This window comes from Paenibacillus intestini (assembly GCF_030803945.1).
Classification (GTDB): domain Bacteria; phylum Bacillota; class Bacilli; order Paenibacillales; family Paenibacillaceae; genus Paenibacillus; species Paenibacillus polysaccharolyticus.
In genome coordinates this window covers 418,438-444,430 of the sequence record NZ_JAURUN010000002.1, presented here as the reverse complement: position 1 = coordinate 444,430, position 25,993 = coordinate 418,438, and the positions used below count along the sequence as shown (strand labels likewise).

Below are 25,993 nucleotides of genomic sequence, written 5' to 3'. Positions count from 1 at the left end.
CATACCATATCCTCTCTTGGAATAATATGTGTGTGCATATCTCCGTTTCACATCCTAGCGATGTTGTACCATCGTTCTGCGATATGCGGCCGGTGTCGTACCCGTCAGTTTCTTGAACTGTCTGTAAAAATGAGGCAAACTGTCAAATCCGCAAGCATCTGCGACAGCAGCCATCGTTTCATCCCCATTCAGAAGATGCTCCTTCGCCATAATAACTCTACGAGCGAGTACATAATCCGTTAGCGTCATTCCGGTGTAACGCTTGAATGCCCGGCTAAGATGAGCAGGAGATACGGCAGCTTGTTGTGCAAGTTCAGGTAAAGTCAATCGATTGCGCAGTTTAAGATCAATGTCAGACAGAATGGAGGACAGCCATGACGGTGTAGGTAGTGATGTTGTAGCATGGGCAGGACCGGTAGCTGAATCCAGACGTTCAAGGAAAATAAGCAAGAGCTGCAATCGGAGCAGTGCGGCGTGAGAACTCAGATGATGATCGGAACGGAACTCGGCATGAATATCATCAATGAAGGCAGACACTTGTGTCTGCTCGGCATGGTTTAGATGCCTTTTGTATATTCGCCGTTTGCGACAGCGTTCAAATGGGTGTAGCAAGGAGGAGGACATGCCTCCGGCGGTTGAAGCCAGTAACCCCGGACTGAAGAACAGTGCAGAAGAGGTAACCGGATTACCTGCATCAGGCAATGCACGGTGCACGGTACTGCCTGGAATAAGAAATAAATCTCCCTCCTGCATATCTTCGAGACCTGCATCGATAAAAATACTTCCCTGTCCCCTATAGACATATATAATTTCATGCCAGTCGTGCAGATGATCCGGTAATTCATTTTGTGGAGATTTCGTATCACTATAGACAAGGCGGAACGGTATGCCCGATTCGGTCTGAATGGTGGTGCGAACTGGTGAATGTTCCATTGGGACTCCTTTGGGAGACAAATGTCTCAGATAAGATGTCAATTCTGATCAAAAAACAGTATATTTAACGCAATATAAGCAATTTAATTTCCTTTTATTGATGATACAATGAATTTAAAGCGTTTACAATAAAAGGATGCCAGCATATGCTGTTCGCATTCTGAGTTCGCAAATAATCGGTGAGGTGAGTGTCCATGTCTGCAAGCACAAAGCGGCCAAGATTGAAGATGCATCTGCTCGGCAATGATAGTCAGCGCAAATGCAAAGAAATGATTGAACGTCCCGTCAAAGTTTTGCAGATCGGGGAAGGTAATTTTTTACGGGGATTCGCAGACTGGATGCTTCATGAGAGTGCTCGGCAAGGCAAGTTTCACGGCTCTGTAGCCGTGACACAGCCTCGGCCTGGGGGCAAGGCCAAGCTGGAGCAGATTCGTGATCAGGATGGATTATATACAATGATTACGCGTGGTCTCTCTGAAGGGAAACGTGTGGAACGTACGGAAATGGTCTCTGTCTTCTCCCAATTTATTAATCCATACGAGGAGTGGCAGACGTTTCTGGAACTTGCGGAGCTGCCATCGCTGGAATTTGTAATCTCGAATACGACAGAATCCGGCTTGAAATATATCCAATCAGACTATATCCCAGGAGAGCCCGTTCAATCTTTTCCTGGTAAATTGACGGTTTTCTTGCATCAAAGATATGTACGTTTTGCTGGAGATCCATCGAGAGGACTCATTCACCTGCCATGTGAATTGCTGGAGGGCAATGGTGATGTTCTGCGAGAATGCGTGCTCCGTCATAGTGAAGATTTCGGATTCTCGGACAGCTTCCGCTCTTGGATCGAACATCACAATCAATTCCTGAACAATCTGGTAGATCGTATTGTGACGGGTGCGCCAACCCAGGAAGAGGCAGATACACTTACGGAACGCTGGGGTTATGAGGATCAACTGATTAATACGGCAGAGCCTTATCATTTCTGGGCGATTCAAGGCGAGGAGTCGCTGGACAAGCGCCTTCCATTGAAACAAGCAGGGCTCAATGTGCACTGGGTTAAAGATTTGAAGCCATATCAGCTTCGTAAAGTGCGCATCCTGAACGGCTCACACACCCTGATGTCTTCTCTGGGCTTGCTTCGCGGTAAACAACATGTAAGAGAAACCATGGAAGATCCGCAGTTTAGTTCCTGGATTAGGCAAGCGGTGCTTGAAGAGATTGTGCCTGCTTTGGATATGCCTGAGCTGGGATTGGAGCCATATGCGGAAGAAGTCTTTGAACGTTTCTTAAATCCATATATTGATCACAAGTTGCAGGACATTGCACTGAATACGGCCGGTAAATTCAAAGTACGTGTACTGCCAACCCTGCTCGCCTATGAACAGAGTCAAGGAAGCTGGCCTGAGCGGCTAATACAAGGTTTTGCCGGATTCCTCTATTTATATCGCCCATTGCAGACGCAAGAGGGCTACAGAGCGCAGCTTTTGAGCGGAGAAACGATTCCACTAAGAGATGACCCTGATGTACTGGCAGCTTTGGCTACTCATTGGGAAGGTTACGATCACTTGACCAGTGGAACGGCTGAATTGGAGAAGAGGGTTGCTGCGGTTCTCTCCGATGAAGTGATCTGGGGAGAGAATCTGGATGCAAAAGAAGGATTGCGAGCAGCACTCGTACATGAAATCAGTAAACTGGAAGGTGAAGTGAAATGAGTACAACAAGCACAATCAACGACTGGATTGCGATCCAGCCTCAGGACGATGTCATCATAGCACTTCGCGATTATGTGAAGGGAGAGCGTATCGATCTGCCGGATGGTCACTCGTTCACACTGCAAGATGATGTACCTAAAGGGCACAAAATCGCTGTGCACGATCTTGCACAGGGAGCAGATGTGATGAAATATGGTTTTTCCATCGGCATCGCCCAGGAAGCAATTGCACAGGGGAGCTGGATACACAGCCATAACTTGAAGACAGGTCTGCATGGTTTGCTTGAATATGAATATCAGCCAGGACAACCGATGACGATAGACATGCCTCCGGAACATTTACGAACATTCGATGGGTATTTGCGTCCGAACGGGGAAGCGGGAATCCGCAATGAAATCTGGATCGTCAATACCGTTGGATGCATTAACAAGGTGTGTGAAGCTCTTGCACGGATGGGGCAGTCCCAATTTGGCCGTCGGGTGGACGGTGTGTTTCATTTTCCGCATCCTTTCGGCTGTTCACAGCTAGGGGACGACCTGAAATATACTCAACAGTTGCTGGCCTCACTGGTCGAGCATCCAAACGCTGGTGGTGTGCTGGTCATTGGTTTAGGTTGTGAGAATAACCAGGTGGATCAGTTCCGTGAGTGCATCGCACCGGAGTATCGGGAGAAGGTACGTTTCCTCAAAGCGCAAGAGACCGACGATGAGTTGGAAGAAGGATTGCGTTTAATGGAAGAGCTGGTTGAGATTGCTGAGCAAGAGAAACGTCAGCCTCTGCCACTGAGCAAACTGAAAATTGGATTGAAATGCGGAGGCTCGGATGGCTTATCCGGCATTACAGCGAATCCGCTCGTAGGCGCTGTCGCGGATCTGCTCGTTGCTGCGGGTGGAACAGTGATTCTGACTGAGGTTCCGGAGATGTTTGGAGCGGAAACCATTCTGATGAACCGTGCGGCAGATGAGCATGTCTTCAACGATTTGGTAGACCTTGTGAATGGTTTCAAGCAATATTTCGTGAATCATGGTCAAAATATCTACGAAAATCCTTCGCCGGGTAACAAAGCAGGCGGAATTACAACACTTGAAGAAAAATCACTCGGATGTACGCAAAAGGGAGGACGCTCCTCGGTTGTCGATGTGCTCCGTTACGGTAAACGGGTGAGCAAAACGGGTCTAAACATTGTAGAGGCACCCGGAAATGACCTCGTTTCCGTGACAGCTTTATCTGCGGCAGGAGCGCATATCGTGCTGTTTACGACAGGACGCGGCACACCGTTTGGCGGTCCGGTACCTACGGTCAAAATTGCAACGCAATCGGACCTGGCGAACCGTAAAAAGCACTGGATTGATTTTAATGCCGGTCAGCTGCTTGAAGGACAGACGATGGAACAAGTCAAAGAACAATTATTCAGTCAGATTATTGATATTGCTTCTGGACGTGCGCAGACTCTTAGCGAACAGCATGGTTTCCGGGAGATCGCGATCTTCAAAGACGGAGTTATTCTCTAACCTCATCTACGTGTTGCAAAATAAAACAAGACAACAATCCGGCGAGTTGTAATAAACTGCCGGATTGTTTTTTTATTTCGTTTCGAAGTCTTATGCACGCGTAGCGGTGCAACAATATAGATTATACCGCTACGTTGTGCGTTCTAAAATGTGCACGCCGCGGGCTTCAATACTAATCTCTCCAGTGTATTCCTTGCCTGTTAACAACTCACGGACCCTTGAATCACCGAGATCATATGACTGCGGGGAAGCATTGTGGTTCATGACAAAAAGATAAGTTAACCCGTCTTTCGTACGTGCGCTTACCTCTACACCTTGCGGGGTTTCGAGCAAAGGTTTAATATTTTTTTCGGCCGCAAGCTCTGCGAGTAAACCTTCGAGGAAAATGTTTTCCGGATCAGTGGCGACGTACCAGGCTTGCCCTTGACCAAAGGTATTACATGTAAGTGCAGGCATGCCTTGATAGAAGTCTTCACCGTACTCGGCAATCACTTCTGCACCTTCACTGTGAAGGAGGTCGCACAACATACCGCATTCGTATACGCCTTCAAGTGCGCCCCATGTTTCCTTCAGAACGATGCTATTCTTCTGTTCGGGTAGGAGAGCATCAATCTCTTCGACCCAGATGCCAAGCAGGTTTCGAAGCTCACCGGGGTAACCGCCAGTGGTCACGAGATCATGCTCGTTAACAATTCCGCTAAAGAAGGTGGTCAGGAAGGTACCGCCGGCCGCAACGAACTGCTCCAATTTTGCAGCAAAGCCTGGTTTGACCATATATAGCACAGGCGCAAGAAGCAGATCGTATGAGCTGATATTGCTGTCTACACTTATAATGTCCACTTGAATGTTGCGGTGGAAAAATGCCGCGTAGTATTTGTGAATTTGCTCGACGTATTTCAAAGCCACCGTTGGCCCGCTTGATTTTTCAATTGCCCACCAGTTATCCCAATCGAATACAATCGCTACCTTGGACTGAACTCTGGCATCAAGCGTGGTGTCGCCGAGGATCTGCAGTTCCTTGCCGAGCTGTGCGACCTCTCTGAACACCCTTGTGTTTTCGTGTCCTGCATGTTCAATGACGGCACCATGGTACTTCTCGCATGCACCGATGGAACGGCGAAGCTGGAAGAACATCACGGTATCCGCGCCGTGTGCGACTGACTGATAACTCCATAGACGCATGACACCAGGGCGTTTCAGTGAGTTATACGGTTGCCAGTTCTGCTGACTGGGTGTCTGTTCCATTAGCATAAATGGCTGACCGTCTTTGAGACCGCGCATGAGATCATGAGCCATGGCGGTATAGCTGATTGGTGTCGCAAGACCGGGATAACTGTCCCAGGACACGATATCCATATATTTAGCCCATTTGAAATAGTCGATCTGTTTGAAAAAGCCCATCAAATTCGTTGTGACGACAGAATCGGGAATATGCTTTTTAATGGCATTGTACTCCAGCAGATAACATTCGAGCATGCTGTCCGAGTTAAAACGGGAGTAGTCCAGTGAGATGCCTTGGAATGATGAACTGTTGTGACCCCAATGTTCACTCAGATTGCTTGGAAGCACAATCTCGTCCCAATCATAGAACGTATGGCCCCAGAAGTTGGTGTTCCATGCTTTATTGACCTGTTCTATGGTTTTATAACGTTTCTTGAGATATACACGGAATGCTTTTTCGCAGTTTTCACAATAACAATCCCCGCCATATTCATTGGAAATATGCCAGACAAGGACTGCGGGATGATCTTTGTATCGCTCGGCCAGTTTGTCTGCGATGATTTCGGAGTACTTCCGGTAGGTCGGACTGTTCGGGCAGGAGTTATGCCGTCCGCCAAATTTCCGTTTGCGTCCGTCCGCGTCTACGCGCAGGACATCGGGGTATTTTTTGGCCATCCATGCTGGGTGCGCGGCGGTACTTGTGGCAAGGCAGATATAAACCCCATTTTCATACAAACGATCAATCAATTGATCCAGATATTCAAAATTATACGTCACCTCGTCAGGCTGAATTAGTGCCCAGGAAAAAACGTTAATCGTGGCCATATCAATGCCCGCCAGTTTAAACATGCGGAGGTCTTCCAGGTGGGTCTCATGATCCCATTGTTCAGGATTGTAATCGCCTCCATAAAACATTTTGGGTAATTTGCTGCTGATCAATGTGCTCACCTCTTGTATAAGAATAATCCTATACTATATGATACATATGACTTTTAAAATATAATAAAAGTGATGATGCATATAAGAATATGGAACTGGATTCTATTGTATTTAAGGAGGTTATCATGCTCATCTCACCGGGGCATCAGCGTTTTTTTATGACACCGCGGGATCAGCCGCTCCCACTATATATCGAGAGTATAGGATATAACGGAAATCAGGAAAAAGTCTCCAGAACTGCGGGTTATCCGTATTACCACTGGCTGCAAACGGTCAAGGGAGCAGGAGAGTTCAAGCTGTCAGGGACTTCAGCAATTGTTGGCGAAACCTCGGGTATTTTGCTTCCCCCAAACCTGCCTCATGAATATGCTCGTGTTCAAAACGAGTGGGAGACCATTTATATTACATTTGGTGGTTCGCAGTGTGCCGCCATCGTAGATTCACTTGGGTTGGGTGAGGCCGATATTCGCCAGTGGGAAACAGATAGTCCACTAAACGATTATGGTCAGCATGTGCTGAGTTCGATCGGGAGTGATCAGGATTTATCCGGATTGGAAGCCTCGGCGGACATGTATCGTTTCTTGATTTTGCTGAAAAAACACGGAATGACTGGCAATCGCTCTTCCATCTCCCAAGCTGTAGCAAGGCTTGCTCCGCTGCTTGCCTTTATGGAGGAACATTACGGCGACCCGGACATCGGGTTAGAACAAATGGCATGCATTATCGGAATCTCATCCAGGCATATGAATACGCTGTTTAAACAATCCTTCGGCATAACGGCCTACAGTTACTTCATTTTGCTTCGCATACGTAAAGCCAAAGAAATGCTGACGGGCAGTATGGAACTTACGATCAAGGAGACTGCGGCACGGGCCGGGTTCCGGGATGCCAGTCATTTTGTTGCCACATTTCGCCGGATTGAAGGGGCCACACCTGAACAGTTTCGCAACTTGTACTAATTACGCCAAGGTTGAACAAAAAGATCAGAAGGGTATTGATGCTTCTTCCTGTTGCCGTTATGATGGTATCGAATCCTAGAATCGAAAACGATTAAACGAATCTATTCCATATACATGAGAGAGGATGAGTCCGATCATGAGTTCAATTATTCCTTTGTGGGAGCAGGCGGCCCCATACGCGGCTACAGGCCATGAAGACGAAATGCCACATCTGATTCCTTTTATTCAACCGGGTTCCGAGAGCGCTATCATTGTATGTCCAGGGGGCGGTTATGGCCATCTCGCTGACCATGAGGGTGCGCCCGTTGCTGAGTTGCTCAATCGAGCTGGCATTAGTGCTTTTGTGCTCAAATATCGAGTAGCACCGCACAGTCATCCGGCGCCTCTGGCGGATGGGCAACGTGCAATCCGTTATGTAAGAGCTCACGCGGAACACTACGGGATCAACCCGTCCAAAATTGCAGTACTTGGCTTTTCGGCAGGTGGCCATCTCACAGCAACATTGGGTACGCAGTACGATGATGGACAACCGGGCCATGAGGATCCGATTGAACAGGTAAGCTCTAGGCCGGACCGTGTCATTCTCTGTTATCCGGTTATCACAATGGAGTCTTATGGACATGAAGGCTCGCGTATCAACTTGCTAGGCGAGGATGCAACCGAAGAACAGGTTCAAGCGTTCAGTGCAGAGCGACAGGTTAGAGCAGATGCTCCTGAAGCATTTATTTGGCATACGAGTGATGACCAGGCTGTACCCGTGGAGAACAGTTTACGGTATGCTTTGGCTTTGGGTGCACATGGGATTCCATATGATCTTCACATCTTTGAAAAAGGTCCACATGGTTTAGGACTGGCGGAGCATGATGCTACGGTTCGAGTGTGGTCTGATCTATGTCTCACTTGGCTTAAAAATCAAGGTTGGTGACGTCGGCAACGGCACAAACTCTATTTTGCCAGTGAACTAACCGATCAATATCCAGCAAAGGAGAACAACGCCATGAAATTGCAAAAGAATGACAGACTTCTTTTTATCGGGGATTCCATTACCGATTGCGGACGAGCACATCCTGTAGGTGAAGGAAGTTCAGGGCTGGGACATGGGTATGTGGCACAGGTGTATGCTTTATTGCGGTCCATTTATCCCGAACTGATGCTGAGATTGCAGAATGTGGGTAATAGTGGGAATACCGTTCGTGACTTGAAGCAACGCTGGCAACAGGATGTACTTGATCTGAAACCGGACTGGCTCACAATTATGATCGGTATTAACGATGTGTGGCGGCAGTTCGATCACCCACTGGCTGACTCACAGGTGTTTCTGGAGGAATACGAGGCAACATTGCGTGAACTGGTCGCATCCGTGCGCCCGAATCTGAAAGGGCTTGTGCTTATGACCCCGTATTATCTGGAAGCGAACCCGGAAGATCCGATGCGGGCGACGATGGACATCTACGGAGAAGCGGTTCGCAGAGTAGCATCGGAATATGACGCGTTGTTTGTAGATACGCAGGCAGCATTTGCGCCACTGTGGGATCATTTTTATACATCGGTTCTCACACATGATCGAGTACACCCGGATGCTACGGGTCACATGGTACTTAGCAAAGCTTTTCTAGATGCGATTGGATTTGAATGGACGAGAAATACGAAATCCTAAGAAGGAGCGATAATATGAGTCATGTAACTGTAGTTGTGGATACACCAGCACAATTGGGAGAAGGACCAAGCTGGGATGCGGAAAATAGTCGTTTGTTATGGGTAGATATTGAAGGGTTTAAAGTACATGCATACCATCCCGAGACAGGTGAGGATCAGGCTTATGATGTGGGTGAACATGTCGGAGCGGTGGTGCCCTATCGTGGGGATGAAGTGATCGTTGCACTCCGAAGCGGCTTCTATACATATCATCTGCTCACGGGTGAGAAGCAAGCGATCGCGGACCCTGAGCAAGACAAATCTACCAATCGGTTCAATGATGGAAAATGTGATGCATACGGACGTTTTTGGGCCGGTACGATGAGCCTGAACAACGAACAAAAGGCTGGATCGTTATATTGTCTGGAGGAAGGGAAGCCTGTACGCAATATGGTGCAGCAAGTATCCACCTCTAACGGTCTGGGGTGGAGCCCGAATCGGGAGTTCATGTATTACATCGATACGCCGACACGTTCCGTGGATCGTTTTGATTTTGATCTGGCTTCGGGTACGATCTCCAATCGGACGAGTATCATCTCAGTGCCGGAAGACATGGGATTCCCGGATGGCATGACTGTGGATGCGGAAGGTATGCTGTGGGTTGCCCATTGGGGCGGAGGAAGAGTCACCCGCTGGAACCCGGAGACAGGGGAACTGTTACAGCAGATCGAAGTGCCTGCAGATCAGGTGACTTCCTGTTGTTTTGGCGGCCCGGATCTCGAAGATTTATATATTACTACTGCACGTATAGGAATTAAGGAAGAGCGCTTGCAGGAAACGCCGCAAGCAGGTGCATTATTTGTTGTTAAGCCGGGTGTTAAAGGGCAGGAAACACATGTCTACGGACGAAAAGCGTAAGCAAAGTGAGCAGGAAAAATCATAGTGGGTTTAAAGGTGCTGTGTGAACAGCATCTTTTTTTATTTTACCAGAGGATTACAAATTTTTTTTGAAAAGTGGATATTTACACAGAGGGGAAAAACGTTTTCTATCGAATGTTATTATTGAAAGAATTATCCATTTTGTGGTGGCGTTCGAAAAATTTTGTAAGCGCTTAACCGCAAAGTGAAGGGAGGTGGGTCTCCTCTAAGGGAGAAGGTATGGATTCGTCTGATACGCCATCATCAGCAGGTGAGACAGCGGGGATAGACCGAATTGCCAAAATGTACAAATGCGAAAAGGAGGAGTAGTTGAGATGAAAAGGTGGATGAGCAAGTTACGAATCCTGAGTTTAAGTGTGGCTATTGTTACAGCTTCACTGGGTGGTCTGGGGATGGCAGGAACTTCAGAGGCTGCGCCGAGTGAGGCCTACGAATGGAAAAGCGTCGTTACTGGCGGAGGCGGAGGTTTTATACCCGGCATTATCTTTAATGAATCTGAAAAGGACTTGATCTATGCACGCACTGATATAGGTGGAGCTTATCGCTGGAATCCGGTGGACAGTAGCTGGACTCCGCTTACTGACTTTGTAGGCTGGGACGACTGGAACAATAATGGAGTAGATGCGCTCGCCTCCGACCCTGTTGATCCAGATCGGGTGTACATGGCTGTAGGGACGTATACGAACTCATGGGTGAAGGACAACGGATATATCTTCCGTTCCACTGATCGCGGAGATACGTGGGAGAAAACCGAGCTACCCTTCAAGGTAGGGGGAAACATGCCCGGACGTTCCATGGGTGAGCGTCTGGTTGTGGACCCGAATGATAACAGCATATTGTATTTCGGAGCCCGCAGTGGCAACGGATTATGGAAAAGTACAGATTCTGGAGTAACCTGGAGTGAAGTGACCAGTTTTCCGAATCCGGGTAACTATGTTGAAAATCCTGCTACGGAGTATACAAGTGACATTATAGGTCTCGCCTGGATTACTTTTGATGAAAGAAGTGGCTCTGCGGGACAGGCTTCACAAACCATTTATGTCGGCGTAGCTGATAAAAGTGAAAGCATCTATCGCAGTACCGACGGCGGCTTGACCTGGACTGCTGTTCCCGGACAACCAACGGGTTATCTGCCTCATCATGGGAAAATGGACGTAGATGGAAGTTTATATATTACTTACAGTAATGGTGCGGGACCCTACGACGGAACGAAAGGGGATGTCTGGAAGCTAAACACAGCAACCGGAGTATGGAAGAACATCAGCCCAGTTCCGAGCAGCAGTTCAGATAACTATTATGGTTATGGCGGCTTGGCTATTGATGCACAGGAGCCTGGAACGATAATGGTCGCAACGCTGAATTCCTGGTGGCCTGATGCTATTCTGTTCCGTAGTAAAGATGGTGGAGATACCTGGACACGAATATGGGACTTTGAAGGGTATCCTGACCGAAAATTCAGATATACACAAGACATTTCCGCGGCGCCTTGGTTAACCTTCGGTGTGAATCCTGCACCGCCGGAAATTTCGCCTAAGCTGGGCTGGATGATTGCTGCTCTGGAGATTGATCCGTTTGATTCCGACCGATTGATGTATGGAACGGGGGCAACCATCTACGGAACCAACAATCTGACGGATTGGGACGAGGATAAGAAAATTAACATTTCCGTTATGGCCAAAGGCATTGAAGAAACCAATGTCATGGATTTGATTAGCCCGCCAAGCGGAGCGAATCTGCTGAGTGCACTCGGTGATGTTGCCGGGTTCCGTCATGATGATCTCACCAAAGCTCCAGCAACGATGTTTACGAATCCGAATTATCCTTCAACAGAGAGTATTGATTTTGCCGAATTGAGCCCGAACACCATGGTACGGGTAGGGAAAGCAGATTACACGGTTGATCCCAATGCGAGATCCATTGGATTATCCAGCGACGGAGGAAAAACGTGGTACAAAGCAAGCGCAGAGCCGTCAGGTACTGCCGGAGGTGGAACTGTTGCCATCTCGGCGACAGGCAACCGTCTGGTCTGGAGCACATCGGATCGCGGGGTATTCCACTCTGTAGGCGGTAATTCCTGGACGGCAAGTACAGGCATACCAGCAGGCGCCAAAGTCATTTCCGACAGAGTTAACCCGAGCAAGTTCTATGGCTTCGCTGCAGGGAAAATTTACGTCAGTGTTAATGGTGGAGCATCGTTCACTGTATCTCCAGCTACTGGGCTTCCTGCCTCAGGTAATTCAGACCTCGACGCTGTGCCAGGTGTGGAAGGAGAACTGTGGTTTGCTGGGGGCAATGAAGAAGAAGGGCCCTACGGCTTGTGGCACTCAACAGATTCCGGAGCGACCTTTACGAAGCTCGCCAATGTAGAAGAAGCGGACAGCATCGGTTTTGGTAAAGCAGCTCCTGGGCAAAGTGTTGTCTCTTTGTATGCCGTTGCACAGATTGATGGGACTCGCGGATTTTTCCGTTCTGATGATGGTGGCACGAACTGGGTGCGAATTAACGATGATCAGCATCAGTACGCCCGTGTGACCACAATTACAGGTGACCCACGTATTTATGGCAGAGTATATCTAGGTACCAACGGACGCGGAATACTCTATGCGGACCCGGTTAATGGCAATGGGGGCACACCTACAGTACCTAATTCGACCATCACCCCGGTAACGGCTCAATTTGATCTGAATGTGGATCATCAGGCCAATATTCCTGTCACGTTAACACTTAATGGCAATACACTGACCTCTATTCGCAACGGAAACGCGATACTTGTAGCCGGAACCGACTATACCGTTGCGGGTAATCAGGTTGTGCTGTCCAAAAACTATTTAGCCACATTGTCTAAAGGTGCAGCTGTGTTGACTTTTCAGTTCAGTGCAGGCAACCCTGCGGTGCTAAATCTGACCGTTAAGGATACAACTGTGGTCATCCCAGGTGGAACAATTCGTATCGAGATGTACAATGGAACAACGGCAGCTACGGGCAGTTCCATCACTCCCAAATTCAGACTGACCAATACCGGTACAACTCCACTACATCTGTCCGATGTGAAAATTCGATATTACTATACGATTGACGGTAGTCAGCCTCAAAATTTCTTCTGCGATTGGGCTGCTGTGGGAAGTGCCAATGTTACCGGTACGTTCAGTTCCATTAATCCTGCGTTGCCAGGAGCGGATCATGTGTTAGAGGTTGGATTCAAGGCAACTGCGGGAATGTTAAACGCAGGACAGAGCACGGAAATCCAGACTCGCTTTTCCAAAGACAATTGGACCAATTACACTCAAACGGATGATTACTCCTTTGAAGGGACACATACCTCTTATGCTGACTGGTCCAAAGTAACTGGATATGTTGCTGGACAACTTGAATGGGGAATGGAGCCGTAACATTCGGTTTATGATTGAATTGAGAAAATAATAATGAACAAGAGGTCTCAAGATGCCAGAGTAGGTCGCGGCGTTTTGGGACTTCTTGTTTTGTCGAATTATAGTGTAAACTATAGGTAGTAACTATTGCTTAAACATAGGATTTAAGATATAACAATATGTACGATTATTATATTGTTCATGTAACCGCTAACAAGGGGAGAGTTCGATAACCAACATATAGAGGGCTAAACCGTATAGATATAGAGTGATAGATGAGACAGGGGGGTCGCGATCATGAACCGGTTATGCAAGGTGCTGATTGTTGACGATGAATTTTTGGTTAGACAGGGCATCAAGCATCACATGAATTGGGAAGCTGAAGGATTTAATATTGTTGGAGAAGCATCCAATGGTGAAGAGGGCTTGCAACAAGTGGAGCTTCTAAAACCGGATATTGTCATTACCGACATTGTAATGCCTGTTATGGATGGTGAAACGTTTGTTCGTACACTCAAAGCGGGGTATCCGCATATTGAGGTCATTGTGCTGAGCAGTTTCAGTGAGTTCGAATATGTTCGATCTACATTGCAGCATGGAGCGGCAGATTACATATTGAAGCCCAAGCTGGACACCAATGAACTTCTGGAAGTGCTAAGACGTACGGCTGGTAAAATACCTGAGCTTCAATACGAGCCTTCTCATGATGGCTGGCGGCTTGGTCAATTAATGGAGAAAATGTTGTCTGGTTTTACGCTGGATGAAGACAACGAAATGCCGGTCATTCGTGAAAGTTTCCCGTTAGGTGCTTTTCGTTTACTGGCATTTCAGCCTGCTGATCGCCATTTGAAAAATCAGGATCATGAACAGATTGAAGCTCAAGTCCGGCGTCGTATGCCTGAGATCGAATGTGCCGTTTTACCAGCAGATAGCCGACTGCCTGTTATGTTGTTAAATGTAAAACCTGAGCAAGACGCAGGTATGGTGGATCAGATCAAGGAATGGGCCGAGGAAGCAGGAACTGGGCAAAATGCTCCAGTGTGGGTGCTCAGTGAGAGATTTAACTTATTTGAAAAGATGGGTGAAATCTACCGTGATCGTCTGATTAAACTAATGGAGTTTTGCTTCTATTATACGAATCGTTCTATTTTGATTGATGGTGAGCTTCCACCGATGCATCCTGCAGGGTATCAATTCAACGTTAATATGTTCTTGCAACATGTGAAACGCAATCGGGTGGAAACAGCCAGAGAATATTTGCATGAACATGCAGCGACACTTGGGAGAGACTATATTGCTGATGTATTTGAGATCAAATCATTTCTGGGTAACTTGATCTTCAATGTTACGATTACTCTGGCAGATATGGATGTGCAGTCAGCTGGGCTTGAAGAGGGTAAATATACGTATTTTAAAAATGTGGATGGAGCCTCGACCCTTACCGAAGTGATGCTGGTTCTGGATCAATTCATGACGGAGGTTCAGGAATGTGTTTCCGGTTCAGGAAGCAGACGAAGTGACCCGAATATGACGATGTTGCTTGATTACATGCATGCAAACTATGACCAGCCCTTGGGGCTGTCCGAAGTGGCCAAACACTTTCATTTTAACCCGTCATACCTATCCAGTTACTTCTCTTCTCATAAAAAAGAAGGATTTAATGAATATCTGAACAAGATTCGCATTGAAAAAGCGGAGGAATTGTTGCGATCGGATGATGTCACGATATCGGAAATTAGCAGCATGGTAGGCTATTCAGATCACAGTTACTTCTGTAAAGTGTTCAAAAAGTTCACAGGACTATCTCCAAGTCGTTATCGGCGTAAATTTTGGGCTTAACTAGAAATGGATGAGATTACTTCATGAAAAAGTGGAAAAATGGCTTGTCGCGCCTCGGATTATTCCCCAAGATAATATCGGTTATGGTTGTCAGTATTGTCCTGGTTTCGGTGCTTATATTGTGGACAACAATTCATATGTCAACCAACCTGTTTACAGAAACGTTCAGTATCACGAATTCGAAGGTGCTCAGCCAGATCAAAACGAATTTTGATGCGTTTAACGATTCCATCGCTGCGGTGACTAACAATGTGGCCCAGAGTGGAGCGATTCGAGGGTTCCTGTCGGATGGAGATGGGAATTCGGTTACCATGTCCAGATCGTACTACAGTATGCGTGAAACGATGAAGCGGGTTCAATCCATCATTGAGTTTTATGAAGTAGGTATTACGATTGCGGGTGTCAATGGACGAAGTTTTTCTACGAATCCTTCATACATTCAGAAAACAGCGGAAGAATTGAAACAGGATCAGATCACGAAGGCAGCGACCGAGTCGCCGAGCCGTCTGATCTTTGATGACTATCAGGCCCAAACCAAAGAGGGTAAATTGCAAATGATCTCTGCGACCAAAGCGCTGACAGATCGAGCGAGAAACCGGATTTACGGTACCGTTTATATCACGATGAGAGAAGAGTCGTTTCGTAATTTCTATGCCAATTTTACAAGCCGAGGCAATGATGTCGTCATTATGAACGAAAAAGGGGAGATCGTATCCTCTAACCGGGAAGACTGGATCGGTACGACGCAACGTGAACTGTTATCTTATGCCCAGACGATGAATGAAACAGCACCCAAAAATATTACGGCAAGAGTCATGGGGCAGGAAAGCATCATCGTATCTGAATATTTACCATTTTACCGTTTGTACATGGTGAACATTGTGGATAAAGAATCTGCGATGGGACAGCTGATTGATATGAAAACGGTCGCCTTGATCTGCGCTGCAATTGTGTTTGCGGCTCTGTTGCTGGTGTTCCTGATTACAAGTCAGATGACGAAATCACTGCGCAGACTGGTCAAACAGATGTCCAACATTACGAAGAGTGATTTGGATAACTATATCCCGATCAGTGGCAGTTATGAGAGCAGACAACTGGGGCATGCATACAATTACATGTTAGACGAACTGCATGATTATGTGGACCAGTTGGTACAGACGCAGCGAGAGCAACGTAATGCCGAGCTCGCGGCGCTGCAAAGCCAGATTAATCCTCATTTTCTGTATAACACTCTGGCTTCTGTCAAAGTTCTGGTACAGCAGGGCAATAAAGATCGGGCCGCGGAAACGATTAATGCGCTAATTGGTTTGTTGCAAAATACGATTAGCGATGTCAGAGAGACGGTAACAGTAGAGCAAGAGGTCGAGAACCTGAAAAATTATGTCTTCATTAACCATGTGCGCTATGGCGGACGGATCAAAGCAGCTTTTTACGTGGCTCCGGACTGCACGCACTTTCATGTTCCCAAGCTGGTGATTCAGCCATTTATCGAAAATGCCTTCTTCCATGGATTTATCAAAAAAGAAACGGGTACGATCCATGTGATGGTTTCCCGCGCAGGGGAATCATTGGTTTGTGAGATCATGGATAATGGGGATGGTATTGAAGGACTTAATATGGAGGGGGCACTGCCCAATCCGAAAAATAACCGTCAGCTATTCAGCGGTATAGGTATTCGAAACGTCCATGACCGAATTGAGCTTCTGTATGGCTCACCTTATGGTGTGACGATTATGAGCACCGTTGGCGAGGGAACGAGAGTCACTGTAACGTTGCCGTTGATTACGAGTTAATAAAAAGTCTCAAAATACAACAACCCTTCATTTCTGATCCCCGGAGATGAGGGGTTTTTCATATGCAAAATCACGGACTCACTGCATATTTGTAAAATTTTCAGCTCAAAATAGTACAAAATCAAAAGAAAGTACAAAAAACCAAATTAAGTGCAACCGTTTTCTGTAAAGGTTTTCATTGTGGCAATAAGAAGACAAATCTGCACAAAATTTTTACTAACGAATGGAGAAATGGGAATGATAAGATGAATACATCGGAAGCAACCGCTTTCAGAAAACGCAAACAAATTTACAAACAAAGAGGTCGAAGGGGAGTTGAATGTTTTGAAAAAAATGTGGGTATTGATGCTCGTAACCGTATTGCTGTTGTCCGCATGTTCATCCGGCGGTGGAGGTAAAGAAGCTGCTAGCGGTGGTGGCGAGAAAGCAAAAGAAATTACGATCTGGGCTTGGGATAAAGCATTTAACGTTGCTGCTCTGGAGCAAGCTAAAGCCATTTATCAAAAAGAAAACCCGGATCTGAAAATCAACATCATTGAGAATGCTCAAGATGCGATCATTCAAAAGCTGAACACTGGATTGAACTCCGGAACAAGCAGCGGTCTGCCAAACGTAGTTCTGATTGAAGACTATCGTGCACAAAGCTTCTTGAGCGCTTATCCAGATGCGTTCAAAGATTTGTCTTCCACAATCAAAGCATCCGACTTTGCAGAGTATAAAATTGGACCAACTTCTTATGAAGGTAAACAATACGGTATTCCGTTTGACTCCGGCGTAGCTGGTTTGTACTACAGAACAGACTTGCTTGAGGAAGCAGGCTACAAAGCTGCTGACCTGCAAGATATCACGTGGGATGATTACATCACAATCGGTGAAGCTGTAAAAGCAAAAACAGGTAAAGAGCTTCTGTCTCTTGACCCGAACGATCTGGGGATCATCCGTATGATGATCCAAACTGCAGGTAAATGGTACACAGCTGAAGATGGTAAAACACCTGATCTGAACAACAACCCTGCATTGAAAGAAGCGTTCGAAACATACAAAAAAATGATGGATGCTAACATTGTTAAATTGCATTCCGACTGGAGCCAATTCGTTGCCAATGCCAATAACGGTGCTGTAGCAACAATTCCTACAGGTAACTGGTTCTCACCATCCGTTCGTCAAGAAGCTTCCCAATCCGGTAAATGGGCTGTAGCTCCAATGCCGAAAATGGCTGGTCAAGCAAACTCTGTACATGCATCCAACTTGGGTGGTAGCTCTTGGTACATCATGAATGATGTTCCTGGTGCAGATCAAGCGGCTGACTTTATGGCTAAAACTTTTGGTTCCGACAAAGAGTTGTATCAAGAATTGTTGACTAAAATCGGTGCAATCGGTACGTACACACCGGCTGTTGATGGTGATGCATACAACAAACCAGACGAGTTCTTCGGAGGTCAAAAAATCTTCGCTGATTTCGCTAACTGGACTAAAGAAATTCCAAAAGTAAACTATGGTAGCAACACTTATGCAATCGAAGATATCTTGGTTGTTGAAATGCAAGCATACCTGAACGGTAAATCAATCGATGACGTTCTGAATGATGCACAAAAACAAGCTGAGGCACAATTAAACTAATATCCCAAGGTAACTTATAGAACCTAGGAAACAACGGAGCCGTCTCCCTTGTCTGGCGCAAGTCGAGCTGGACATGGCGAGAGGCTCTGTAGGTTCTAACCATGTTGCATGGAGAGAGAGGAGCCATACTGTGAAAGCCATAAATACAGGAGACAGTCTCCAAAAGAAAAATAATTTGACTGGATGGGCTTTTGTTTTGCTGGCTGTTGTCGGAATCGTAGCATTCTACTTCTATCCGATGATTCAAGCGCTGCTCTTATCATTCAAGTCAGGCAAAGGTGCCAACCTTGAGTTTTCGGGCCTCGCGAACTACAAAAGATTGCTCGTGGATACAACATTCCGGACGGCTTTATCGAACACATTCATTTACTTAATCATTCAAGTACCTTTAATGATCATTCTCGGTTTGTTCATTTCCGTATTGCTGAATGACAGCACACTTCGTTTCCGCAGCTTTTTCCGTACTGCAATTTTCTTGCCTTGTGTAACTTCACTTGTTGCTTACTCGGTTGTATTCAAATATTTGTTTGCACCGGATGGTATGGTGAACCAGGCATTGCTGGGGATGCACATTATCGGCACTCCAATCCAATGGATTACTGACCCGTTCTGGGCTAAAATTACGATCATAATCGCCGTTACTTGGCGTTGGACCGGATATAATATGATTTTCTATCTGTCATCCTTGCAGAACATCGACCAATCGATCTATGAAGCAGCGAAGATTGACGGAGCGAATGCTTTCACTCAATTTTTCAAAATCACTGTACCATTGCTTAAACCGATCATTCTCTTCACGTCCATTACATCAACGATTGGTACATTGCAAATCTTCGATGAAATTATGAATATTACCAAAGGTGGTCCGGGTAACGCGACCATGTCGATCTCACAATACATCTACAACCTTTCGTTCAAATATTCACCGGACTTCGGTTATGCAGCAACCGTTTCGTATTCCATCGTAATTCTGATCATTATATTGTCCATTATCCAGTTTAAAGTGGCAGGTGATAATAAAAATGGCTAAATCAAGAGCAAAACGCATTTTCACATATGTTTTCCTGTCCATCGTCGCTTTTATTTCCATCTTCCCATTTTTCTGGATGATCGTCAGCGCTACAAATAAATCGGTAGACGTAACTAGAGGCACTTTGCTACCGGGCTCTGCTTTGATTGAAAACATCAACAAATTGCTCGACACCACGAATCTGGTGCAAGCTTTGGGGAATTCAGCGATAATCTCGATCGTTTCCACGATTCTGGCTCTGTTGATTGGTTCCATGGCGGGTTACGGATTTGAAGTGTTCCGTACGAAATCCCGCGATGTCGTGTTTAACATCCTGTTGATGTCGATGATGATTCCGTTTGCAGCGATTATGATTCCGCTCTATCGGATGTTTGCAACCATTTCGAGTGTAGCACCGGTAATCGGTATTAATACGATGGCTTCCGTTATTATCCCGACCATCACAACAGCGTTCCTGATTTTCTTCTTCCGTCAGAACACCAAAATGTTCCCGAAAGATTTGCTGGAAGCAGGACGTATTGACGGTCTGAGCGAACTGGGTATTTTCTTGAAAATTTATATGCCTACGATGAAAACAACATACGCAGCAGCAGCGATAATTACATTCATGAGTAGCTGGAACAACTACCTGTGGCCGCTCATCGTGTTACAAACTCCGGATCAGCAAACCATTCCGCTCCTGATCTCCAACCTGGGCGCAGGTTATGCTCCGGATTACGGGGTTATTATGACCGCAGTTGTTATTGCAACACTGCCAACCGCAATTGTGTTCTTCATTATGCAAAAACACTTTGTTGCAGGTATGGTTGGTTCTGTAAAATAAGCATTAACCGCGTATCACGTCCAGATGGACGAATGCAGGAAAGAAGAGAGGACGCCTGTACAGGCGTACCTCTATCTTTTTTGTATAGATGAAAAAAAATTATGACACGATCAGCAGAGGGAGAGAGAGCCGATGAAAGCAACAAAGGCAGATATCAACTGGTTAGGTGACGTAAGCGTATTTGAGGTCAACCGTCTTCATGCCTATTCCGATCACCGTTATTACAGCACGATGGAGGAAGCAAAGGCTTCCGCTGCAATGTCAATGCGTTACGATCTGAATGGAACATGGAAATTCAACTATGCAATTCGTCCGGATTGCCGCCCAGAACTATTTTATTCTTCCGAGTACTCCAGCGAAGGCTGGGATGATATTGAAGTGCCAGGACATATTCAGCTACAAGGGTACGGACAGATCCAATATGTGAACACGCAATATCCGTGGGATGGATTGAATGAACTCCGTCCGCCAGCTCTGCCGCAGGATAAAAACGCGGTGGGTAGTTACATTCGCACATTCCATCTGCCAGCAGGCTGGGAAGCGAATCCGGTATACATTTCGTTCCAAGGTGTGGAATCCGCATTTTATGTATGGCTGAACGGACAGTTCGTAGGGTACGGGGAAGACAGCTTCACACCATCTGACTTTGACCTGACACCGTTCCTTCAAGATGGAGAGAACAAACTTGCGGTTGAAGTATACCAACGCAGCACAGGTAGCTGGTTAGAGGACCAGGACTTCTGGCGTTTCTCCGGTATCTTCAGAGATGTATATCTGTACACCGTTCCGGCTGCACATATCCGTGATGTTCATGTTCGTACCGATTTGGATGCTTCATATACAAACGGTACATTGGAACTCGATCTGAAACTGGAAGGAAAAGCGGCAACAGGTGCACGGATCGAAGCCGAGCTTCAGGACAAGGACGGAAATACAGTCAAAAGTTTTGGCGGTAATGTAGTCGATAATGGTCTGGTACAACTGCGTGAAGAAATTGGCCAAGTTAACCTCTGGAGTGCAGAGATTCCGTATCTGTATCGTCTGTACATCCGTGTGTATGATGCAGCAGGCAAGTTTGTGGAAGTAGTTCCTCAAGCCGTTGGTTTCCGTAAATTCGAAATGATCGACAAAGTGATGCACATTAATGGCAAGCGTATTGTGTTCAAAGGCGTAAACCGTCACGAGTTCAACCCGCGCCGTGGTCGTGCTGTAACGAAGGAAGACATGCTGTGGGATGTGCGTACGATCAAACAAAATAATATGAATGCTGTCCGCACATCACATTATCCGAACCAAAGTTTGTGGTATGAGCTCTGCGATGAGTACGGACTCTATGTGATTGATGAGATGAACCTGGAAACGCACGGTTCTTGGCAAAAGCTCGGCGCTGTTGAGCCTTCATGGGTAATCCCTGGCGATAAGCCGGAATGGCATGACATTGTTATGGATCGTGCAATTTCGATGGTAGAGCGTGACAAAAACCATCCGTCCATTCTGATCTGGTCTTGTGGTAACGAATCCCATGGTGGTGAAGTGATCTACAAAGTGTCTCAATACTTCAAATCGGCAGACCCGACACGCATGGTTCATTACGAGGGTGTGTTCCACGACCGCCGTTTCAATGACACAAGTGATATGGAATCCCGGATGTATGCAAAACCGGCTGACATCGAGGAATTCCTGAACGATAACCCGACCAAACCATATATCAGCTGTGAGTATATGCATGCAATGGGTAACTCCATTGGTGGTATGCATAAATACACAGAACTTGAAGATAAGTACCCGATGTATCAAGGTGGATTCATCTGGGATTACATCGATCAATCGATCTACAAAAAAGACCGTTACGGTAAAGAGTATCTGGCTTACGGCGGGGACTTCGGGGATCGTCCATCAGACTATTCGTTCTGTGGCAACGGGATTGTGCACGCAGATCGTAAAGTGACAGCTAAAATGCAGGAGGTTAAATTCCTGTATCAAAACATTAAACTGTTCCCAAGCCGTGACGGCGTTAAAATCGTAAACCAGAACCTGTTCGCAGATACTTCCGCGTATGAACTGGTGTACAGCCTGGAGCGTGAAGGAAATGAAGTATTGCGCGGTACACTGGATGTAAATGTTGCTGCGGAAAGTGAAACTGTGATAGAACTTCCTTTGAATGCAAAGGCTCTTGAAGGTGGCGAATATGCTGTTAACGTGGCGTTTGTACTGAAAGAAGCAACGCTGTGGGGTGACAAAGGTGACGAAGTCGCGTTTGGCCAGTTTATTTTCACACAAGAAGGTAGCCAAGCGGCTGTTGTAACGGATAAAAACGTTGTGAGCGATATTCAGGTGGTTGAAGGTGACGTAAACATTGGTGTTCGCGTTGGTCAAACGCATGCGTTGTTCTCCAAGCAGTTTGGAACACTCGTTTCCCTGAAATTCTCCGGTCGTGAAACGATTGCGATCCCGCCTGCACCACTGTTCTGGCGTGCAACGACAGACAATGATAAGGGTACAGCAATGGGCTTTGAGCTTGGTGCATGGTATGCTGCCAGCCTGTTGCCACGTTCTGTAGAATGGAAACATGAACAAAAATCGGATCAGTACCGGATTGAGTTCACCTATAAATTGAACATCTCGACCGATGTAGAAGTGAAAGTGACCTATACGGTGCTTGCGGATGGAAGTGTACACGTGCACAACACGTACAAAGGTACCGAAGGATTGCCAAACTTGCCGATCCACGCACTGTCGTTCAGAACGTCTCCGGATTATGAGAACGTGGAATGGCTGGCAATGGGACCAGAGGAAAACTATTCGGATCGCGCATTTGGCGCTCGTCTGGGTATCCATGGTAGTAAGGTTGCAGATACGATGGCTCCATATCTTGTACCGCAAGAGTCGGGTAACCGTACAGGGGTACGCTGGGCTAAGTTGACGGACAATGCAGGACGCGGTTTCAAAATCGAAGCTTCCGGTGCACCGGTTGAATTGAATGTGTCACCATATACAGCGTTTGAACTGGAGAATGCGCAGCATGTGTATGAGTTGCCACCAGTGCATTACACTGTCGTTACGGTAGCCGGTAAACAAATGGGTGTTGGCGGTGACGATAGCTGGGGCGCTCCGGTACATCCGGAATATCAAATTCCTTCCAATGGTGAACTGAGCTTTGAATTCGTTATTCGTTCACTGTAAAAGGGAAGTATACGGTAAGAACAACGAGTGATGTTGCCACCCGTGTCAATGTAGTGGTAACTTGAATTGAAACGTGATTATATCAGAGGCAGAGGTTCCCTTGGATGGGGGCCTCTGTTTTTTTGCTTTCCCTTATTGAAACCGTTCTCGCTTCATTCTCGTAGAGTACTGCACAAAGATACTGAGGAGGGGACAGGATGAGCAGAAAAGCAAAAACAGGGGTGTGGGTGACAGTGATCGCCGTTCTGGGCATCATTGTTGGATCATTTATATGGTATTTTAATACGGCTTCAGGTGAACGTGCACTCAAAACGATGAGATCAAATAATGCTGGCGGTTTGGAACGTGTAGTTAAGGTATATAGTAATTCGGGTGAGCTGATTCAGACTTACGAAGGCAAGATTGACGTACAGGATACGGAGTATGGCAATAAAGTACTGTTTGACCTGAACGGGAAACGGGTTGTGATCTACAATGCTACGATTGTGACCGAGGAGAAGTAAAGTGAAGTGAGGTGACAAGTACTCTGGTGATCCAGAGTACGTAGACAGATTCAAGAGACATAATTCTACTTCTGTAGTAAAATTAAGGAAAAGTATGAGAGTTGAGTGATTCAGAATGATGATGTTAATCGTTGCTCTTTCCTTGCTGGGTATGTTAGCGTTCTATAGCTTAATTGCTTACGTCTTGATTCGTTTAATATCAAAAAAGACTTTTAAAGTGACGTTAACGAAGTTGGAGATAATTGAAATCATAACTTGGCTTGCACTGATTTTTGTTGCTTTCTATGCGATCCGATCAGGATCATCTTCTATGTTCTTGCCGTCTGTCCTACTTTTTATAACGTTAATGAATATGCGAATCTCGAATCGAAAAGCAAGAGAACGTGTTAAACAAGAATGTACTTGAGTTGTCGGGACAAGGAGGTTGTACTTTGATTCTGGACAAAACAACCGATACGTCAGGGTTGACACAAGTTGCTGACCTATCCGATGAATTGCAGCCTGTTTTCGACAAAGCCGCTGAAAAATATGCTTCGTGTGATATTGAACTGTACTTTGTGTTCCGCTGCCTTCCCGATGAATATGGGCGCAAATCAAACGTCAGACATGTGAAGGCAGAAAAGGTAATCTATTTCGATATGACGGTTAGTGAAGACCGTTATAAGACCTGGAGCAAAAGTAAACAGCGATATGCATTAAGCCGTGCGTTTTATACGTTTGTGAGCGACAAGATGAAGAAGTATAAGATAGATCATCTGGATAGGGATGCATTTATTGCAGATATGGGTGCGTGGCTTAAAGAAATTGGATGGTTGCAGACGGAAGAGGAAGCAGAGTTGAATGAGATGCAGGAGAAGTATGAGTAGAAACGGGTGAGTCCAATCATTCTTAGAGTATCCTATAAGAAATAAGTTAAGTGTCAAAATAGCAGTATCTGGCCGACTGATTAGTCGGTTTTTTTAATAATAGACAAATCAGAGCATTTCTGAGCAAGAAGATGCCAGAGGGTTCTTTTACACTGTAAAAGAAAGGAGATGAGAGATCCTGGAAATATTTAAACAGCTTCACCAATCGATTGATTATGTGGAACGACATCTTCATTTGCCAATTGAGATTGAAGATATTGCTAGGGCAGGCATGAGTTCGAAGTATCACTTTCAGCGAATGTTTCATGCAGTAACCGGCGTAACGGTTACCCAGTACGTAAGAAACAGACGTCTCACACTTGCGGCTCAGGAGTTAGCAGGAACAAACTGTAAAGTTATTGATGTTGCACTTAAGTATGGTTATGAAAGTCCAGCAGCTTTTACAAAAGCGTTCCAAAGGATGCATGGGGTAACACCTCTTGAGGCGAAGAAAATGAATGTGAAACTTAAAGCATTTCCTCGAATCTCCTTTCAAATTCAGGTTAGAGGGGAATCAGAGATGAATTATCGATTTGTCGAGGAAAAAGGCTCTATTGTATTTGGAAAAAGCGTTATCATCCATGAAGATGCGTATAAAGAGATACCCGTATTTGTGGAGGGCATTTGGAAAGATGGGACCCATGGTCAGATACTCAATTTGTTAGAGAAACCCGCTGGAACATTGTTATATGGGTATCATTATGATTTTGCGGAGAATGGTTCGAGGCGGTATTTGATGGGAGCAGAAGTGCCAGAGGGCATTCAGGTACCGGATGAATTTACTGTCCTTCCTATACCTGATCAAACTTATGCTGTTTTTGACAGCCGAGGGACGATGGCAGATGATGTCGAAATTGATGTAAGCATTCAGGATATTTGGAAACGGATCTACACCGAGTGGTTCCCGTCAACAAGTTTTGAACAAGTGGAAGGACCCTGTATAGAAAAATATTACTGGGTGGATGAACGGGAGAAGGATTTCATCACTGAAGTATGGATTCCGGTTCGTAAAATGGAAGAGGACATTAAATCATTGTAAGGAATGATTACCGTATAAAGAAGGAAGATGCCCAGCAATTG

Annotated in this window: 18 protein-coding genes; 16 read left to right on the top strand and 2 right to left on the bottom strand. The window is 46.0% G+C overall.

What is annotated here, in order from left to right; translation table 11 throughout:
- Window positions 1-54 precede the first annotated feature (54 nt).
- Entirely contained in the window at window positions 55-933 is an 879-nt protein-coding gene (locus tag J2T16_RS07210; RefSeq protein ID WP_154886423.1) for a helix-turn-helix domain-containing protein, read from the bottom strand.
- Window positions 934-1,127: 194 nt separating this feature from the next.
- Between J2T16_RS07210 and J2T16_RS07205 the strand changes: the two genes are divergently transcribed.
- Together J2T16_RS07205 and J2T16_RS07200 are read left to right on the top strand one after the other, a co-directional pair.
- A complete protein-coding gene (locus J2T16_RS07205) occupies window positions 1,128-2,645 on the top strand; it encodes a tagaturonate reductase (RefSeq protein WP_308722046.1) in 1,518 nt (505 codons plus the stop codon).
- Window positions 2,642-4,156: a UxaA family hydrolase gene (locus tag J2T16_RS07200; RefSeq protein WP_499018031.1), complete on the top strand. Its 1,515-nt coding sequence runs from the start codon at window positions 2,642-2,644 to the stop codon at window positions 4,154-4,156. The genes J2T16_RS07205 and J2T16_RS07200 overlap by 4 nt, the downstream gene beginning before the upstream one ends.
- Window positions 4,157-4,285: 129 nt before the next feature.
- On the opposite strand, the gene J2T16_RS07195 is transcribed toward J2T16_RS07200, so the two are convergent.
- A complete protein-coding gene (locus J2T16_RS07195; protein ID WP_336122360.1) occupies window positions 4,286-6,316 on the bottom strand; it encodes a beta-galactosidase in 2,031 nt (676 codons plus the stop codon).
- Window positions 6,317-6,441: 125 nt separating this feature from the next.
- Here J2T16_RS07195 and J2T16_RS07190 point away from each other — a divergent pair, with 125 nt between their 5' ends.
- The 14 genes from J2T16_RS07190 to J2T16_RS07125 all read left to right on the top strand — a co-directional run bounded on the left by J2T16_RS07190 (window position 6,442) and on the right by J2T16_RS07125 (window position 25,952).
- Entirely contained in the window at window positions 6,442-7,275 is an 834-nt protein-coding gene (locus J2T16_RS07190; RefSeq protein ID WP_154886420.1) for a helix-turn-helix domain-containing protein, read from the top strand.
- Between the two features lie 136 nt (window positions 7,276-7,411).
- On the top strand, window positions 7,412-8,200 hold the full coding sequence (locus tag J2T16_RS07185; RefSeq protein ID WP_251502892.1) for an alpha/beta hydrolase: 789 nt from the start codon (window positions 7,412-7,414) through the stop codon (window positions 8,198-8,200).
- Window positions 8,201-8,272: 72 nt separating this feature from the next.
- Window positions 8,273-8,932 (top strand): SGNH/GDSL hydrolase family protein, encoded by a 660-nt coding sequence (locus J2T16_RS07180; RefSeq protein ID WP_090923924.1) that lies wholly within the window; start codon window positions 8,273-8,275, stop codon window positions 8,930-8,932.
- 14 nt (window positions 8,933-8,946) lie between these two features.
- The gene (locus J2T16_RS07175) at window positions 8,947-9,828 is read left to right on the top strand and encodes an SMP-30/gluconolactonase/LRE family protein (protein ID WP_253495480.1); all 882 of its coding nucleotides are present in this window, start codon (window positions 8,947-8,949) and stop codon (window positions 9,826-9,828) included.
- Window positions 9,829-10,163: 335 nt separating this feature from the next.
- Window positions 10,164-13,238, top strand: coding sequence for a cellulose binding domain-containing protein (locus tag J2T16_RS07170; protein WP_499018029.1), 3,075 nt, complete (start codon window positions 10,164-10,166; stop codon window positions 13,236-13,238).
- 276 nt (window positions 13,239-13,514) lie between these two features.
- On the top strand, window positions 13,515-15,056 hold the full coding sequence (locus J2T16_RS07165) for a response regulator transcription factor (protein WP_499018028.1): 1,542 nt from the start codon (window positions 13,515-13,517) through the stop codon (window positions 15,054-15,056).
- A gap of 23 nt (window positions 15,057-15,079) precedes the next feature.
- On the top strand, window positions 15,080-16,849 hold the full coding sequence (locus J2T16_RS07160; protein WP_499018027.1) for a cache domain-containing sensor histidine kinase: 1,770 nt from the start codon (window positions 15,080-15,082) through the stop codon (window positions 16,847-16,849).
- Window positions 16,850-17,173: 324 nt separating this feature from the next.
- Window positions 17,174-18,469 carry an extracellular solute-binding protein gene (locus tag J2T16_RS07155; protein WP_499018025.1) on the top strand — a complete coding sequence of 432 codons (1,296 nt, stop codon included), beginning with the start codon at window positions 17,174-17,176 and terminating at the stop codon, window positions 18,467-18,469.
- Window positions 18,470-18,599: 130 nt separating this feature from the next.
- Entirely contained in the window at window positions 18,600-19,499 is a 900-nt protein-coding gene (locus J2T16_RS07150; RefSeq protein WP_221790616.1) for a carbohydrate ABC transporter permease, read from the top strand.
- Entirely contained in the window at window positions 19,492-20,322 is an 831-nt protein-coding gene (locus J2T16_RS07145; protein WP_336122362.1) for a carbohydrate ABC transporter permease, read from the top strand. The genes J2T16_RS07150 and J2T16_RS07145 overlap by 8 nt, the downstream gene beginning before the upstream one ends.
- A 132-nt stretch (window positions 20,323-20,454) precedes the next feature.
- Window positions 20,455-23,505 (top strand): beta-galactosidase, LacZ type, encoded by a 3,051-nt coding sequence (lacZ, locus tag J2T16_RS07140; RefSeq protein WP_499018023.1) that lies wholly within the window; start codon window positions 20,455-20,457, stop codon window positions 23,503-23,505.
- A 197-nt stretch (window positions 23,506-23,702) separates the two neighbouring features.
- The gene (locus J2T16_RS07135; RefSeq protein WP_090923916.1) at window positions 23,703-24,008 is read left to right on the top strand and encodes a hypothetical protein; all 306 of its coding nucleotides are present in this window, start codon (window positions 23,703-23,705) and stop codon (window positions 24,006-24,008) included.
- 431 nt (window positions 24,009-24,439) lie between these two features.
- Complete coding sequence (locus J2T16_RS07130; protein ID WP_221790610.1) at window positions 24,440-24,874, top strand: Imm44 family immunity protein; 435 nt, start codon at window positions 24,440-24,442, stop codon at window positions 24,872-24,874.
- Between the two features lie 235 nt (window positions 24,875-25,109).
- The gene (locus J2T16_RS07125; protein ID WP_499018021.1) at window positions 25,110-25,952 is read left to right on the top strand and encodes an AraC family transcriptional regulator; all 843 of its coding nucleotides are present in this window, start codon (window positions 25,110-25,112) and stop codon (window positions 25,950-25,952) included.
- The last annotated feature ends 41 nt before the right edge of the window (window positions 25,953-25,993 follow it).